The organism is Kineococcus glutinatus (assembly GCF_039542765.1).
GTDB classification, from domain to species: domain Bacteria; phylum Actinomycetota; class Actinomycetes; order Actinomycetales; family Kineococcaceae; genus Kineococcus_A; species Kineococcus_A glutinatus.
Map to the genome: position 1 here is coordinate 1 of NZ_BAABIL010000232.1, position 13,864 is coordinate 13,864.

A 13,864-nucleotide genomic window follows, 5' to 3' on the forward strand; every position below is an offset into this window, starting at 1 on the left:
CACCCCGGCCAGCGCCCAGCGCCAGTCCAGCAGGTACCCGACGACCTCGTACAGCACGACGCCCACCGCGACCGCGACCAGCAGCAGCCCGGACAGCACCCCGGTGGCGTTCACCGTCCACTCCGGCCGGGCCAGCGGTTCGGCCGGGGGTTCGACCAGGGGCTCAGCCAGGGGTTCGGCCACCGGGGCGGTGGGGGTCCCGGCCACCGGCGGCTCACCGGCCCCCTGCGGGATCTCGGTGTTCCAGCGCCCGGCGTCCTGCTGCCCGGCGTCCTGCTGCGCGGCGTCTTCCTGCGCGGCGTCCTGCCGCCCGTACCCGTCGCCGGTGCCGTTCATCGTCCCGCTCCCGTCAGCCCCAGGTCGATCGTCACTCCGGCACCGTCGCGCACCACCGGCGCCTCGGGCGCCTGCGGTGCCTCCGGCACCTGCGGGGCGCTGCCCGGCCCGGCGATCAGCACCTGGCCCGCCCCGACCGTGGCCACGACCACCGCGTCCACGCCCGACGCCACGCCGGCCGCGCGCTGCGCGACCTGCGCCGCGTCCTCGCCCACGACGTAGGAGCGCACCTCACCGGCGCCCTCCCCCGCGTACTCCTGCGCCACCCGGTCCGCCTCCGGACCCGTCAGCCGCCGCGCCCCGGGCGCGTCGACCTCCACCCGCCCCGTCGCCACCCGGGTCACCACCAGCACCGTCTGCTCCGCAGCGCCCGCCACGACCAGCCGGCCCGTCCCGAGGGACGCCTCGACCTGCGGTGCCGCTCCCCCGGCGCTGCGCGCCAGGTCCTCGGTGGAGACGTGGAAGTCCCCGACCAGGACGCTGCGGGCCTGGTCCGTCCCGTCCGGCGTCCACCACTGCTCCCCGGCCCGCAGCGGGCCCGGCTGCATCGGCACCAGCGCCGTCAGGGCCGCCAGCACCGCCAGCACCCAGCCCAGGCCGTCGCCACCTCCGCGGCGGCCCCGCAGCCCCGCCAGGAGCGCGCCCACACCGGTGACGAACGTCGCCGCGGCCAGCGCCAGCGGCAGCGGGTGCCCCGGCAGGACGCCCACCCGGTCGGCCAGCACCACGGCGCCCGCGACCACCAGGGCGAGGCCGACGACGGCGGTGGTCAGCAGCGGCGACCCCGGGCGGCGGCGTAGCGCGCGCTCCCGCTTGCGCCGCTCGGCCGCCAGCCGGCGCCGCTCGGCCTCGGCGACCGCCAGGGCCGCCTTCTCCGCGCCGCGGGAGAACTGCTCGCGGCCGCGCTGGAACTCCTTGCGGGCCTTCTCGAACTCCCGCTGCGCGCGCTGCACGGCGGGCGGGACGCCGGGCTGCTCCCACCACGGGACCTCCGCCGCCTCCTCCGCCGCGTCCTCGGCGGCCGCGGCGGCGGGGGCGTCGGCGGGGTGCTCCTTGCGCAGCGACAACCGCGGCGCGGCGGTCTCCCCGGCGGGCGCCGCAACGTCACCGGCAGCGGTGGGCGCCGCCGCGCGGGGCACCCACCGCGGCGGGTTCGGCTGCGAACCACCGAGGAACTGCGGCAGCCGGTCGCGCAGCAGCCACCACACCCCGGCCAGCGCCAGGAACGTGATGAGCACGCCCCAGCCGGGCGCGGCGCCCCAGCTCTCCCACGCGAACACCCCCTGGCCGGTGGCCAGGTCCAGCACCACGAGGACGCCGGCCGCCACCGCGGCGCCGGAGACGTCGCCGCGCAGCGCGCGCTCGGCCTCGATGCGCCCGTCGCGGCCGGGCAGCAGCAACCACGCGACGCCGTAGAGGGCCAGCCCCAGGCCGCCGGCGACGGTGAGCGCCGCGAACAGCGCCCGCACCACGACCGGGTCCACCCCGAAGCGGTGCGCCAGCCCGGCGCACACGCCCGTGAACCAGCGGTCCGCGGCGCGCTCGGCGCCCAGACCGCGCACGGCTCCGAAGAACCGCTCCTGCGCCGTGCAGGCGTTCGCGCCCGGCGCACCGTCGTTCCCGGACCGGGTCCCACCCCCGGGCGCCGGGTCGGCACCGGCGATCGCCGGCTGCTCCTGCGTGTCCATGCCCCGATGCTGGCGCCCGGACGCCCCGAACCACCATCAGGGGGATCCCCCACCCGGCCTCGGTGACCACCGCCGGGGGCAGCGCCGCCCCGGCCGCGCGTGCCACGATCGCAGCGTGAGCAGCACCGCAGCACCGCCCGCCGCACCACCGGCAGCGCCCGCCGGGCCGCTCGTGCGCCCCGTCGCGGGCCGCCGGGTCGCCGTCGTCGCCGCCGGCCTCGTCGCGCATGTGGGCATCCCCGTGGGACGGCTGCGCGCCGCGCTGCTGGCCCTGTCCCTCGTCGCGGGGTTCGGCCTGGCGTTCTACGCCACCTGCTGGTTGTTCGTGCCCGACGCCCGCGACGCCGACGCCCCGCCCGGCAGCGCCCGCTCCCTGCGCCGCGACCCCGGCACGTGGGTGCGCGAGCACCGCGACGCCCTCGTCGGCGCCGGGCTCGTGGTCATCGGCGCCACCAGCGCGCTGCGCCTCACCGGCACCGACCTCAGCGCCCGCACCGTCGTGCCGGTGCTGGCCGTGCTGGCCGGTGTCGTCCTGGCCTGGAGCGAGCTGGACAGCACCCGCCGCGCCCGGCTCGTGCACGGCGCCGGGTTCGACCGCAACCGCGGGCGCGTCGCCGCCGCCCGGGTCACCGCCGGCATCCTGCTCGTCGGCGTGGGCGTCGTGCTGCTGCTGGGCCGCGCCGACGTCACGCTGCTGTGGACGTCGCTGCTGGCCGCGCTCGTCGTGCTCGCCGGCACCGGCCTCGTGCTGGCGCCCTGGGCGGTGCGGCTGTGGTCGGAGCTCGGGGAGGAGCGCGCCGCCCTGGCCCGGGAGCAGCAGCGCGCGGAGTTCGCCGCGCACATCCACGACTCCGTGCTGCAGACCCTCGCCCTCATCCAGCGCCGCGCCGGGGACCCCGCGGAGGTGGCGCGGCTGGCGCGCTCGCAGGAGCGGGACCTGCGTTCCTGGTTGTACGGCAGCAGCAGCACCGGCGACGGAACCCTCGGGGCGGCGCTGCGCGCGGTGGCCGCGGAGGTGGAGGACGCCCACGGCGCCACCGTCGACGTCATCGTCGTCGGCGACCTCGACGAGCGGAACCTCGACCGGCGGACCACCGCGCTGGTGCAGGCCTGCCGCGAGGCGCTGCTCAACGCCGCCCGCCACGGCGGGGGCGTCGTGAGCGTCTACGCCGAGGCCGACGGCCCGGCGGGCGTGGAGGTGTTCGTCCGCGACCGCGGCCCCGGTTTCGACCTGTCGGCGGTGCCGGAGGACCGCCTCGGCGTGCGGCAGTCCATCCTGGGGCGCATGCAGCGCGCGGGTGGCCGGGCCGAGGTCCGCCCGGCGCCCGGCGGGGGCACCGAGGTGGCGCTGCGGCTGCCACCGCCCCCGCCGGGCGAGCACGGGGAGGGGACGCGGTGAGCGCGGACGGGCAGGGGGGCGCCGCCGGCGTGCGGGTGGTGATCGTCGACGACCACCGGATGGTGCGCAGCGGGGTGCGCGCGGAACTGGCGGTGGACGCGGGCATCGAGGTGGTGGGCGAGGCTGCGGACGTGTCCGGGGCGGTGGCCGTGGTGCACCGCGAGCGCCCCGACGTGGTGCTGCTCGACGTGCACCTGCCCGACACCGAGGGTGCCGTGCCGACGGCCACCGCCGGCTCGGGCGGTGCGGAGGTGCTGCACCGGTGCGCGGACCTGCTCACCGGGGAGCGGCCGGTGCGCTTCCTCGCCCTGAGCGTCTCCGACGCCGCCGACGACGTCATCGCCGTCATCCGCCGCGGGGCGCGCGGGTACGTCACCAAGAGCATCGACGGGGCGGAGCTGGCCGACGCGGTGCACCGGGTCGCCGGCGGGGACGCGGTGTTCTCCCCGCGGCTGGCGGGTTTCGTGCTGGACGCGTTCGGCGCCGCCGCGGGCGAGGTGGCGGCCGTGGACGACGAGCTGGACCGGCTCTCGGCGCGGGAGCGGGAGGTGATGCGGCTCATCGCGCGCGGGTACGCCTACAAGGAGGTCGCGCGGGAGCTGTTCATCTCGGTGAAGACGGTGGAGACGCACGTGTCGTCGGTGCTGCGCAAGCTGCAGCTGTCCAGCCGGCACGAGCTGACCCGCTGGGCGGCGGCGCGCCGGCTGCTGTGAGGCCGGGCGCGCGGCCCGCGGCGGGTGGTGGCCCTCAGGCGGGCACCCCGTAGCGGGCGGCGAGCGCGGCGGTGCGGTCGCGCAGGACGGTGCGCAGCGACGGCGGGGCGAGGGCCTCGGCGTCCGCGGCGAGGCGCCACAGCGCCCACACCGCGTGCCGGAGGTCCTGGAAGGTGACCTCCAGCCGCAGCCAGCCGTCGGCGTCGGGGTCCTCGGCGCGCACGGCCAGCACGGTGCCCGCGAGGTCGTCCCGCCGCGCCGGGTCCACCCGCACCAGCGCGGTGAGCCGGTCGCCCCCGGCCAGGAACTGCGCGCAGCGTTCCCGCCAGAGCCGGTCGAGGTCGACGTGGTCCGGCCGCCGCGCCGGTTCGGGGAGTTCCTCCGCGGCCAGCACCCGCGAGAGCCGGTAGGTGCGGTCCTCGCCGGACCTGGTGGCCAGCAGGTAGACCCGCTCCCCCGAGGTGACCAGGCCGATCGGGTCCACGGTGCGCCACCGCGGCGGCTGGTCGGTGGCCGCGTAGCGGATGCGCAACCTGTGCCCGGTGAGGACCGCGCGCCGGACCTCGGCCAACGCCCGGGCGGGTACCTCCTCGGGAACCACCCGGCGCGGGACGAGGTCGGTCCCCGGGTCGAGGAGCACCCGGCGGGCCGCGTCGCTCGCGGTGGCGCGGTGCTTCTCGGGCAGCGCGTCGGCCACCTTGCGCACGGCCGAGGCGAGCGCCGGGCCGAGGCCCAGCACCCGCTCGCCGTGCCGGGACCCGGCGACCACGAGGGCCAGGGCCTCGTCGTGGTTCAGCCCGGTGAGCTCGGTCGCGAAACCGGGCAGCAGCGCGTACCCGCCGTGCCGGCCGCGTTCGGCGTACACCGGGACGCCGGCCGCGGACAGCGCCTCGATGTCGCGCTGCACGGTGCGGGGGGTCACCTCCAGCTCCCGGGCCAGCGCTGCCGCGGTCAGCCGGCCGCGCTGGCGCAGCAGCAGCACCAGCGAGACCAGCCGGTCGGCGCGCACCCGAGAACCGTAGCGGAATACACGACCGGGGATGTCGTCAATCGTCGGGAGGCTGGAGCCGTCGGGCTTTCGAGGAACCCTCGACGGAGCGGATGGAGCTGAACTGCTGTGGAACGAACTGCGATCAACCCGGTGACGTGGTCGGCGGCGATGGGGTTCAACCAGGGCGAGGTCGTCTCCGGGCACACCCGGACCCTCTGGTGCTCCGGGCAGACCGCCATGAGCGGCGACGGCCGGCCCCGGCACGAGGGGGACATGGCGGCGCAGCTGGCGCTGAGCACCGACAACCTGGAGGCCGTGCTCGCCGGGGCGGGGATGTCCCTCGCGGACCTCGTGCGGCTCACCGTCTACACGAGCGACGTCGACCTGCTGCTGCAGCACTACGGCGTGCTGGCGTCGCGGTTGGGCGCCGCGGGGGCGGCGCCGGCGACCACGATGCTCGGGGTGACGCGGCTGGCGGTCCCCGGCCAGCTGGTCGAGCTGGAGGGCACCGCCGTTGCGTGACACCGACCGCACGACCCCGCTGCCCGCGCGGGCCCGGACGACCCGGGCGGCGGAGGCGCGCCGGCGGTCGCCGGCACCCGAGATGGCGACGATCGGCGTGTACGGCTTCGACGGCGAATCCTTCGTCCGGCGGCTGCAGCACGCCGACGTCCACCTGCTGCTCGACGTGCGCCAGCGCCGCGGTGTCCGCGGACCCGAGTACTCCTGGGCGAACTCGCTGCGGCTGCAGGCGGCCCTGGCCCGCGCCCGCATCGGGTACGAGCACCACCCCGAGCTGGCCCCGACCACCGAGCTGCGCCGGCTCCAGTACGCCGAGGACGCCCGCCGCGGGGTCGGCAAGCGCTCACGCCGCGAACTGGCCGACGAGTACGCCCGCCGCTACACCGCCGAGGTCCTCGACCGCGCCGACCTCGCGCCGATCGTGCCGGTGCCGTCGGGGAGCGGGACGGCGGCGCTGTTCTGCGTCGAGCTCGACGCCGAGGCCTGCCACCGGTCGCTGATCGCGCAGCGGCTGCGCGAGCGGCACCGCGTCGCGATCGAGCACCTGCGCCCGTCGTGACGTGCCGGACCGGGACGCCCGCCCCCGGCCCGGGTGGGCCGGCTTCCGGTGCCGTCGCGGCTCAGCGGGTGCGGTAGCGCGCGTAGATCAGCCCGCTGCCGAAGGTGCGCTGCTCGACGAGGTCGAGGTCGAGGCGCACGCCGTCGGGGAAGAACCGGGTGCCACCACCGACCACGGTGGTGGTGGTGAACAGGTGGTACTCGTCGACCAGGCCGGCGACGACGGCCTGGGCGGCGAGGTCCGGGCCGTCGATGGTGAGGTCGGTGTCGGCCTCGGCCTTGAGCCTGCGCACCGCGTCGGGGTCGAAGGTGCGCTCGATCCTGGTCCGCGCGCTGGAGACCGATCCCAGCGTCGTGGAGTACACGACCTTCTCCGCGGCCTGCCAGTCGCGGGCGTACTGCAGGATGTGCGGCGGCACGTCGGGCTCGGTGTGCGCGGTCTCCCACCAGACCATCGTCTCGTACGTCCGGCGGCCATAGAGGTACGTGCCGAAGGGGCGGAAGACGTCGCCGATGAAGGTGTGCACCTCCGGGTCGTCCGCCCCGGTGCCGAGGCCGCCCTCCTCGGTCTTGGCGTAGCCGTCGAGCGAGGTGATCATCGAGTAGACGAGCTTGGCCATGCGTCTCCCCCAGCCACGAGTTCGCCGGCCCACCGGCCGTCCTGCACGGTGTGACCCCGGCACGGCCCGGAACTCATCGCCCGGCCCTGCGCCCTCACGCGTCCAGCCATCCGCGGTAGAGCGCCCCGTCACCGAGCCTCTCGGCCAGCGACGTCCACGCCGCGTACCACCGCCGGCGCAGGTGCGCCGGGCGCCACGGCCGGGGGCGCAGTTCGTGCGGCAGCAGCGGGTCGTCGCGCAGGGACCGCTCCAGGGCGTCGGCCAGCCGCAGCTGCTGCACGAGCGGATCCGGCGCGGGGGGCCGGGCGAGCACGGCGGCGAGGGCGTCGTACGCCTGGTCCACGGGTGCGGCCGGCCACAGCTGCTCGGCGAGGGCGAGCGGGTCGCCGGTCCCCCGCACCTGGAGGTGGTCCGCGGTGGCCAGGACGAGGTGGCGGCGGTCGGTGGCCCCCAGCATCGCGGACAGGTCGTGCGGGCTGACGTACAGCCCGGTGGACACCGCGGCGGCGCCGGCGGCGGTGAGGTCGCGGCGCAGCGCGTCCCGCACGGCGCGGGCCGACTCCTCGACGCTGACCGCGAGCAGGTGCCAGGTGCCGTCCCAGGGCGCCAGCCCGGCGTCCTGCGCCTGCGCCAGGCGCAGCGCGAGCCGGTCGCGCTCGATCCGGGCCCGTCCGGTCGGCGTCAGCCGCAGGGTGCCGGCGCGGCCGCGGCCGTGCTGCTCGACGTCACCGGCGGCGACGAGGCGGCGGATCGTCAGCCGGACCGGCTGGTCGCCCAGGCCGACCGCGTTGGCGGTGTCGTAGACCGGGGCGAGGACCACGTCGCCCCGCAACGGCAGGAACGCCTCCACCACCGTCCGCGGCGCGGGGACCGGTGGAGGCGTCACCGCCGTCCCCCCGCCGCTCCGGCGACGGGGCGTTGCAGCGTGCGGTAGCGGCGGAAACCGTAGACACCTGCGAGCGGGCCCACGTCGCCCTCCTCGACGACGGTGAAACCCCGGCGCCGGTACAGCGCCTCGGCGCGGGAGTTGGTGTCGACCACGCTCAGCCGGACGGCGCGGTCGCCCCGGTGCGCCGCGAGGTCGGCGGCGGCGGCGAGCAAGGCCGATCCGGTCCCGGCACCACGCCGGTCCGCCGCGACGCACAACCCGTCCAGCACGAGGACACCGCGGACGTCGGCCCGGTGCAGCGGGACGAGGACCGCCGCCGCCCTGAGGGCCGCGACGGACCCCAGCCTCGACCGCGTCGCCCGCCACGACCAGTCCACCGCACCGCGTCCGCCCGTGCGGAACCCGCAGACCCCCAGCACGTCCGCGCCGTCGCGGGCGACGAGGAAGCGGTCGGCGACCACGGCCGCGGTGATCTCCGCACGACCGGTCGCGCCGTCGCGGAAGGCGGGGGCCAGCTTCGCCCCGAACGCCTCCCAGTACAGCGCGCCGACGCGCGCCCGTTCCGCCGCCGCGACACCGAGCCCGATCTCCACCCGCCAACTATCGCATACGCTACGACCGTGACGAGAACGATACTTCGAGGCCTCGCGGTCCTGGCCGCGCTCGCCCTGGGGCTGGGCCTGCTGGTGGCGGCCGGCAACGACTACCGCTTCGAGGAGGAGCGGGTCGTCGTCCCCGTGCCGGGAGGGGCCCTGGAGGCGGTCGTGGCCCGCCCGCGGGGAACCGCGCGGGGCCTGGTGGTCTTCGTGCACGGCGACGGACCGGTCGACGCCACCCACGACGGCCTGTACCGGCCGTGGTTCGAGGCCGCTGCCGACGCCGGCTTCGCGACGCTGTCCTGGAGCAAGCCGGGCGTGGGCGCCTCCAGCGGGAACTGGTTGTCGCAGAGCATGGACGAGCGCGCCGCGGAGGTCTCGCACGTCCTGGGCTGGGCCGCGGCGCAGCCCGACCTGCCGACGGGCACCACGGTGCTGTGGGGGGCCAGCCAGGCGGGGTGGGTGCTGCCGCAGGTCGTCCGGACCCGCTCCGACGTCGACGCCGTCGTCGCCGTCAGCCCGGCGGTGAACTGGCTGCGGCAGGGTCGGTTCAACCTGCTCGCCGAGCTCGACCACGCCGGCGCCGACGAGGCCGCGCGGGAGGAGGCCGTCGCGGCCAGCGACCGCACGCGTGCGCTGCTGGAGTCCGGGGCCGACCACACCCGGTACCTCGCGCGGACGACGGAGGCCGACCCGATGGACGCGGAGCGCTGGGGTTTCGTCGCGCGCAACTTCCGCGCCGACGCGACCGCCGACCTGGAGGCGGCGGCCGCGCGGCACCTGCCCGTCCTGCTGACCCTGGGCTCCGAGGACCGCAACGTCGACGTCGACGAGACCGAGGCCACCTACCGGCGGATCCTCGGCGACGACGTCACGGTCGCCCGCTTCGAGGCGGCGCACTCGATGGCCCGGCCGGCGGTGGAGGAGTCCGACGCGCTCGGCCTGCTCGCCGCGGTCGCCCGGCCGCGGGCGCTGCTGGCGCCCGGGGTGCTCAGCACCTACCGCGACTTCCTCGCCGCGCTCGCCCCGCCGGCGGCAGCGGGCACGGCGAACCTGCGCATGCGCTCGCCGGGGCGGCCGTAGAGGCTGAGGACCTCCGCCACGTCCTCGCCCGTGCTGCCGAACCAGTGGGGTGTCGCGGTGTCGAACTCGACGACCTCGCCCTGCTCCAGGACGACGTCCTCGTCACCGAGCACCAGCCGCATGCGCCCGGAGAGCACGTAGAGCCACCCGTGCCCCTCGTGCACCCTCGGCTCGGGGGTCGTCTTCGACGTCGGGATGACGATCTTCCACGCCTGGGCGGCGGCCGGGTGGCGCGAGAGCGGGATGACGGTGTGCCCCTTCAGCCGCCGGGGCCTGAGCCGGATGCGGGGGTCGGCGACGTCGGGGGCGCCCACGAGGTCGTCCAGCGGTACCCGGTACACCTGGGACAGCGGGAGGAGGAGTTCCAGGCTGGGGCGGCGCTGCCCGGTCTCCAGCCGCGACAGGGTGCTCCTGGAGATCCCCGTCGCGGCGGCGAGCTCGGTGAGGGTGGTGCCGCGCTGGTCCCGCAGCCGCCGCAACCTCGGCGCCACCTGCTCCAGCGCGGCCGCGATGGTCGCCGTCCCGTCCTCCACGGGGCTCATTGAACGCACCCGTCCCGGGAACGGCAACGTCCGTGGGCACGCCGGCGGTCCGGGGCCAGGCTCGTGGCATGGGAGAACGAGCTCGTGGCACGGAGGACGTCGACGTCGCGGTGATCGGCGGTGGCCCCGCCGGGCTCTCCGCGGCCCTGGTGCTGTCCCGGGCCGGCCGGCGGGTCGCGGTGCTGGACTCCGGCAGCCCGCGCAACGCACCCGCCACCCACGTGCACGGGTTCCTGTCCCGTGACGGCCTGCCGCCCGCCGAGCTGCTGGCGGCGGGCCGCGCCGAGGTGACCGGCTACGGGGGCACGATCATCGACGGGACCGCCACCGAACTGCTCCCCGACGGCCACCGGGGTTTCCGGGTGCTGCTCGCCGACGGCCGCCACGTGTCGGCGCGGGCGCTGCTGGTCACCACGGGTCTGCGCGACGAGCTGCCCGACGTCCCCGGGCTGCGCGCCCGGTGGGCGCGCGACGTGCTGCACTGCCCGTACTGCCACGGCCACGAGGTCCGGGGCAGGAAGCTCGGCGTCCTGGGCGGAGGTGCCGGCGCGGTCCGCTACGCGCAGATCGTGCGCCAGTGGAGCCACGACGTCGTGTACTTCACCCCCACCGGCCGGCTCACGGACCCGGAGCGGTGCGAGCTGGTGGCCCGCGCCGTCGGGATCGTCGAGGGCGACGTGCAGCACGTCGTCGTGGCGGAGGACCGCTTGCGCGGTGTCGCGCTCGGCGGTGGCCGCGTCGTGCCCCGCGACGTCCTGTTCGTGCCGCCGCGGTTCGTGCCGAACAGCGGACTGCTCGCGGGCCTCGGCTGCGAGCTCGACGAGCACGGCTGGCCGGTCCGGGACGCGGACGGTCGCACCAGCGTTCCGGGCGTCTGGGTCGCCGGGAACATCGCCAACCCGCGCGCCCAGGTCGTCACCGCCGCCGGCGAGGGTTCCACCGCTGCTCTGGCCGTCAACGCCCACCTCGTCGAGGTGGACGTCCGGGACGCGGTCGACGCCTTCGGCCGCGGCCACGTCGCCTGAACCACCCGGCCCGCCACCCCGCACCAGACCCCGATCACCCCGGAGGGACCATGACCGCCTCGTCCGCACCGCGCCCCGCACCCGCCGGACCGCCGACCAGGCACCAGCTCGCCCTGATGATCTGGCTGGCCGTCTTCCCGACGCTCACGGTGCTCAACGTCGCCCTCGGCGACTGGCTCAGCACCCTCGCGCCCGTCACCCGCACCTTCGTGCTCGCCACGATCGCCGTGCCGATCGTCGTCTACGGGCTGATGCCGCAGCTGCACCGGCTGCGCGTCCGCCTGCTGACCCGGGCGGCCCGCGGCCGGTGACACCGGGAGGGCGGCGGCCGGCGAGCCGCCGGCCGCCTGCGGCGACCCGCTGGATACTGGCCCCGGACCGACGGGTCCGACCACGGCGGACCGCCACCGGCGGGGCCGGCCCGACGACAGGGGGAACCCCGTGCCCGGTGCCACCACGACACGCGAAACCCTGTGGGCCGCCGCCCACACCGAACGCGCGGCCCTCGCCGACGACCTCGCGGGCCTCGACGCGGCACGGTGGGCGCTGCCGTCGCTGTGCGGGCGCTGGTCGGTGGAGGAGGTCGTCGCCCACCTCACCGCCGCGGCGAGCACCGGCCCGCTGCGCTGGATCGCCAGCGTCGTGGGTGCACGCTTCGACTTCGACCTGCACAACCAGCGCCGCCTGGCCGAGCACCGCGGCGCGACCCCGGCCGAGACGCTGGCGCGTTTCCGCCGGGTGACCACCAGCACGACCGCACCGCCGGGCCCCACCGCGGCGTGGCTGGGCGAGGTCGTCGTCCACGCCCAGGACGTCCGCCGGCCGCTGGGCCTGCCCCACACGCCGCCGGTGGAGACCGTCACCGCCGTCGCGCGGTTCTTCGCCGGGCGGGACTTCACCGTCACCAGCCGCAGCACGATCCGGGGTCTGCGCCTAGAGGCCACGGACGGCCCCTTCGCGACGGGTGAGGGCCCCCTCGTGAGCGGGACGACGCTGGCGCTCACCATGGCCGCGGCCGGGCGGCAGGCGTACTGCGACGACCTCACCGGCCCCGGCCTGCCCGTGCTGCGCGGGCGCTGCTCCGGCACGTAGCGCAACGTCCGCCCGCACCCTTCCGCACGCGCGCTCCGGGGGGAACGGTGGTGACCGTGAAGACCGACGTCAGGAAGAGCCTCGACTCCTACCGGGCCCGGCGGGGCGAGTTCCGCCTCGTCGAGGTCCCACCCCTGCGGTACCTCGCGGTCGACGGCCACGGGGACCCCAACACCTCACCGGGGTACGCGCGAGCGCTGGAGGTGCTGTACCCGCTGGCGTACGCGCTGAAGTTCGCAAGCAGGGCCGAGCTCGGCCGCGACTACGTGATCCCACCCCTCGAGGGGCTGTGGTGGGCGGCGGACATGGCCGTGTTCACCCGGGAGCGGGACAAGTCGGCGTGGGACTGGACGATGATGCTGATGACGCCGCACTGGCTCGGGGCGGAGCACGTCGCGGCCGCGCGGGAGTCGGTGGCCGCCCGGAAACCCTCGCTGCCCGTGGAGCGCGTCCGCGTCGAAGTGCTCGACGAGGGTTTGTGCGCGCAGACGCTGCACATCGGGTCCTTCGACGCGGAGGGCCCCGTGCTGGACGACCTGCACACCCGCTTCGTCCCCGAGCAGGGCCTCGTGATGCGCGGCAAGCACCACGAGATCTACCTCAGCGACCCGCGCCGCACCGCCCCGGACCGGCTCCGGACGATCCTGCGCCAGCCGGTGGGGCCGGCACGGCCGGAGCGGGCCTGACCGGCCGTCGCGGGGCGCGGGATCCGGCGGCCGGGGTGGGTGTCAGGCGCCGGGGTCGCGGAGACCGACGGCGTCGTGCCGCCAGAACACGTCGGGGTAGACGAGCGTGCCCGTCATCCACGGCTCGTGCGACGGGAGCAGGAAGGCCTGGAAGGCGGCGTCGGGGATCCGCAGGGAGGGCTTGCGGAAGCCGTGCGGACCGCCGGGCTCGAAACCCAGGCGCGAGTAGTAGCCGGGATCACCCTCGACGAACACGACGGGAACCGCTCGCGTGCTCTCGTGCTGCAGGGCGGCTGCGACCAGGGCCCGCCCGACGCCCTGGCGCTGGGCCGCCGGCAGCACGGCCAGCGGGCTGAGCACGCGCACGGTGACCAGCCGGCGCGGCGCGTCGAGCAGGGCGTCGGTGAGCACGACGTGACCGACGACACCGCCGCCCACCTCCGCGACCAGGGAGATCCCGTGGCCGGCGCCCACCCGGGCGCGCAGCCCGTCGACCAGGTCGGCCACCACCCGCCCGTGGTCGCCGAACGCCTCCCGGTGCAGCTCCCGCACGGCGAGCCGGTCCTCGGGCTGTTCCACCCGGTGGCGGACCTGCCGCTCCCGCCTCATCGCGCCGCCACCGGCGCGCAGCACGTGGGCGTCGGGAACGACGGCACCAGGGCGCCTCGGCGGCGCTCCCGCGACCTCGGTGGGGTTCGCAGCACGCGGGCATCCTGCGTTCCGCGCCCGCCGCGCCGCACCCGGTTTTCGGCACGCGCGCGCACCGCCGAGAGGCCACGATCGCGGTGGAGCGGACGCTCCTCCGGCACGGCCTGCTCGCCGGGGTGCAGGTCGGCGTCCACACCGATGCCCGTCGCGACCCGCACGTCCCACCGCGCCCACCACGGGTGGCAGGGTGGGCGCGTGGAGGACGTGCGCATCGGGCTGCTCGGGCCGCTGGAGGTGCTGCGCGACGGCCGGCCGCTGCCCGTGCCCGGCGCCCGTCTCGCCGCCCTGCTGGCCCGGCTGGCCCTCGACGCCGGCCGGGTGGTCACCGTGCCCGAGCTCGAGGCCGCGGTCTGGCCCGACGGCACCGCCGGCGGGGCGGGCGCGCTGCAGTCCCTGGTGTCCCGGTTGCGCCGTGC

17 protein-coding genes and 1 pseudogene are annotated in these 13,864 nt (G+C 76.9%); 10 read left to right on the plus strand and 8 right to left on the minus strand.

Features of this window, described 5'->3' with window-relative positions; translation table 11 throughout:
* Positions 1-336, minus strand: a pseudogene (locus ABEB16_RS09785) (hypothetical protein); the annotation flags it as partial.
* Positions 333-2,024, minus strand: a complete 1,692-nt coding sequence (locus ABEB16_RS09790; RefSeq protein WP_345712071.1) for a PspC domain-containing protein — start codon at positions 2,022-2,024, stop codon at positions 333-335. The gene ABEB16_RS09790 and the pseudogene ABEB16_RS09785, both read right to left, overlap by 4 nt.
* Positions 2,025-2,139: 115 nt before the next feature.
* On the opposite strand from ABEB16_RS09790, the gene ABEB16_RS09795 reads away from it, so the two are divergent.
* Both ABEB16_RS09795 and ABEB16_RS09800 read left to right on the plus strand, forming a co-directional pair.
* Positions 2,140-3,423 (plus strand): sensor histidine kinase, encoded by a 1,284-nt coding sequence (locus ABEB16_RS09795; protein ID WP_345712072.1) that lies wholly within the window; start codon positions 2,140-2,142, stop codon positions 3,421-3,423.
* On the plus strand, positions 3,420-4,136 hold the full coding sequence (locus ABEB16_RS09800; RefSeq protein WP_345712073.1) for a LuxR C-terminal-related transcriptional regulator: 717 nt from the start codon (positions 3,420-3,422) through the stop codon (positions 4,134-4,136). The genes ABEB16_RS09795 and ABEB16_RS09800 overlap by 4 nt, the downstream gene beginning before the upstream one ends.
* A gap of 34 nt (positions 4,137-4,170) precedes the next feature.
* Here the strand turns inward: ABEB16_RS09800 and ABEB16_RS09805 are convergent, their stop codons facing one another.
* A complete protein-coding gene (locus tag ABEB16_RS09805) occupies positions 4,171-5,145 on the minus strand; it encodes a helix-turn-helix transcriptional regulator (RefSeq protein ID WP_345712074.1) in 975 nt (324 codons plus the stop codon).
* Between the two features lie 108 nt (positions 5,146-5,253).
* Here ABEB16_RS09805 and ABEB16_RS09810 point away from each other — a divergent pair, with 108 nt between their 5' ends.
* Together ABEB16_RS09810 and ABEB16_RS09815 are read left to right on the plus strand one after the other, a co-directional pair.
* Positions 5,254-5,649, plus strand: a complete 396-nt coding sequence (locus tag ABEB16_RS09810) for a RidA family protein (RefSeq protein ID WP_345712075.1) — start codon at positions 5,254-5,256, stop codon at positions 5,647-5,649.
* 82 nt (positions 5,650-5,731) lie between these two features.
* The gene (locus ABEB16_RS09815; protein ID WP_345712087.1) at positions 5,732-6,208 is read left to right on the plus strand and encodes a DUF488 family protein, N3 subclade; all 477 of its coding nucleotides are present in this window, start codon (positions 5,732-5,734) and stop codon (positions 6,206-6,208) included.
* A 61-nt stretch (positions 6,209-6,269) separates the two neighbouring features.
* Here ABEB16_RS09815 and ABEB16_RS09820 read toward each other — a convergent pair whose 3' ends face one another.
* From ABEB16_RS09820 to ABEB16_RS09830, 3 genes are all read right to left on the minus strand, one after another.
* A complete protein-coding gene (locus ABEB16_RS09820) occupies positions 6,270-6,827 on the minus strand; it encodes a dihydrofolate reductase family protein (RefSeq protein WP_345712076.1) in 558 nt (185 codons plus the stop codon).
* A 94-nt stretch (positions 6,828-6,921) separates the two neighbouring features.
* Positions 6,922-7,713 (minus strand): PaaX family transcriptional regulator, encoded by a 792-nt coding sequence (locus tag ABEB16_RS09825; RefSeq protein ID WP_345712077.1) that lies wholly within the window; start codon positions 7,711-7,713, stop codon positions 6,922-6,924.
* Positions 7,710-8,309: a GNAT family N-acetyltransferase gene (locus ABEB16_RS09830; RefSeq protein WP_345712078.1), complete on the minus strand. Its 600-nt coding sequence runs from the start codon at positions 8,307-8,309 to the stop codon at positions 7,710-7,712. Before ABEB16_RS09830 ends, ABEB16_RS09825 begins: the two co-directional genes overlap by 4 nt.
* Before the next feature lie 27 nt (positions 8,310-8,336).
* On the opposite strand from ABEB16_RS09830, the gene ABEB16_RS09835 reads away from it, so the two are divergent.
* Positions 8,337-9,395, plus strand: a complete 1,059-nt coding sequence (locus ABEB16_RS09835) for an alpha/beta hydrolase family protein (RefSeq protein ID WP_345712079.1) — start codon at positions 8,337-8,339, stop codon at positions 9,393-9,395.
* On the opposite strand, the gene ABEB16_RS09840 is transcribed toward ABEB16_RS09835, so the two are convergent.
* The gene (locus tag ABEB16_RS09840) at positions 9,311-9,937 is read right to left on the minus strand and encodes a helix-turn-helix domain-containing protein (RefSeq protein WP_345712080.1); all 627 of its coding nucleotides are present in this window, start codon (positions 9,935-9,937) and stop codon (positions 9,311-9,313) included. The two genes, ABEB16_RS09835 and ABEB16_RS09840, sit on opposite strands and share 85 nt — an antisense overlap.
* A 68-nt stretch (positions 9,938-10,005) precedes the next feature.
* Here ABEB16_RS09840 and ABEB16_RS09845 point away from each other — a divergent pair, with 68 nt between their 5' ends.
* From ABEB16_RS09845 to ABEB16_RS09860, 4 genes are all read left to right on the plus strand, one after another.
* Complete coding sequence (locus ABEB16_RS09845; RefSeq protein ID WP_345712081.1) at positions 10,006-10,962, plus strand: NAD(P)/FAD-dependent oxidoreductase; 957 nt, start codon at positions 10,006-10,008, stop codon at positions 10,960-10,962.
* 50 nt (positions 10,963-11,012) lie between these two features.
* Positions 11,013-11,273 (plus strand): putative antibiotic biosynthesis monooxygenase, encoded by a 261-nt coding sequence (locus ABEB16_RS09850; protein WP_345712082.1) that lies wholly within the window; start codon positions 11,013-11,015, stop codon positions 11,271-11,273.
* Between the two features lie 130 nt (positions 11,274-11,403).
* Positions 11,404-12,054 (plus strand): maleylpyruvate isomerase family mycothiol-dependent enzyme, encoded by a 651-nt coding sequence (locus ABEB16_RS09855; protein WP_345712083.1) that lies wholly within the window; start codon positions 11,404-11,406, stop codon positions 12,052-12,054.
* 50 nt (positions 12,055-12,104) lie between these two features.
* A complete protein-coding gene (locus ABEB16_RS09860) occupies positions 12,105-12,740 on the plus strand; it encodes a GyrI-like domain-containing protein (protein ID WP_345712084.1) in 636 nt (211 codons plus the stop codon).
* Between the two features lie 42 nt (positions 12,741-12,782).
* On the opposite strand, the gene ABEB16_RS09865 is transcribed toward ABEB16_RS09860, so the two are convergent.
* Positions 12,783-13,349 carry a GNAT family N-acetyltransferase gene (locus ABEB16_RS09865; RefSeq protein ID WP_345712085.1) on the minus strand — a complete coding sequence of 189 codons (567 nt, stop codon included), beginning with the start codon at positions 13,347-13,349 and terminating at the stop codon, positions 12,783-12,785.
* 294 nt (positions 13,350-13,643) lie between these two features.
* Here ABEB16_RS09865 and ABEB16_RS09870 point away from each other — a divergent pair.
* Positions 13,644-13,864 (plus strand): winged helix-turn-helix domain-containing protein (locus ABEB16_RS09870; RefSeq protein ID WP_345712086.1); only part of this gene is annotated, 221 nt, incomplete at its 3' end.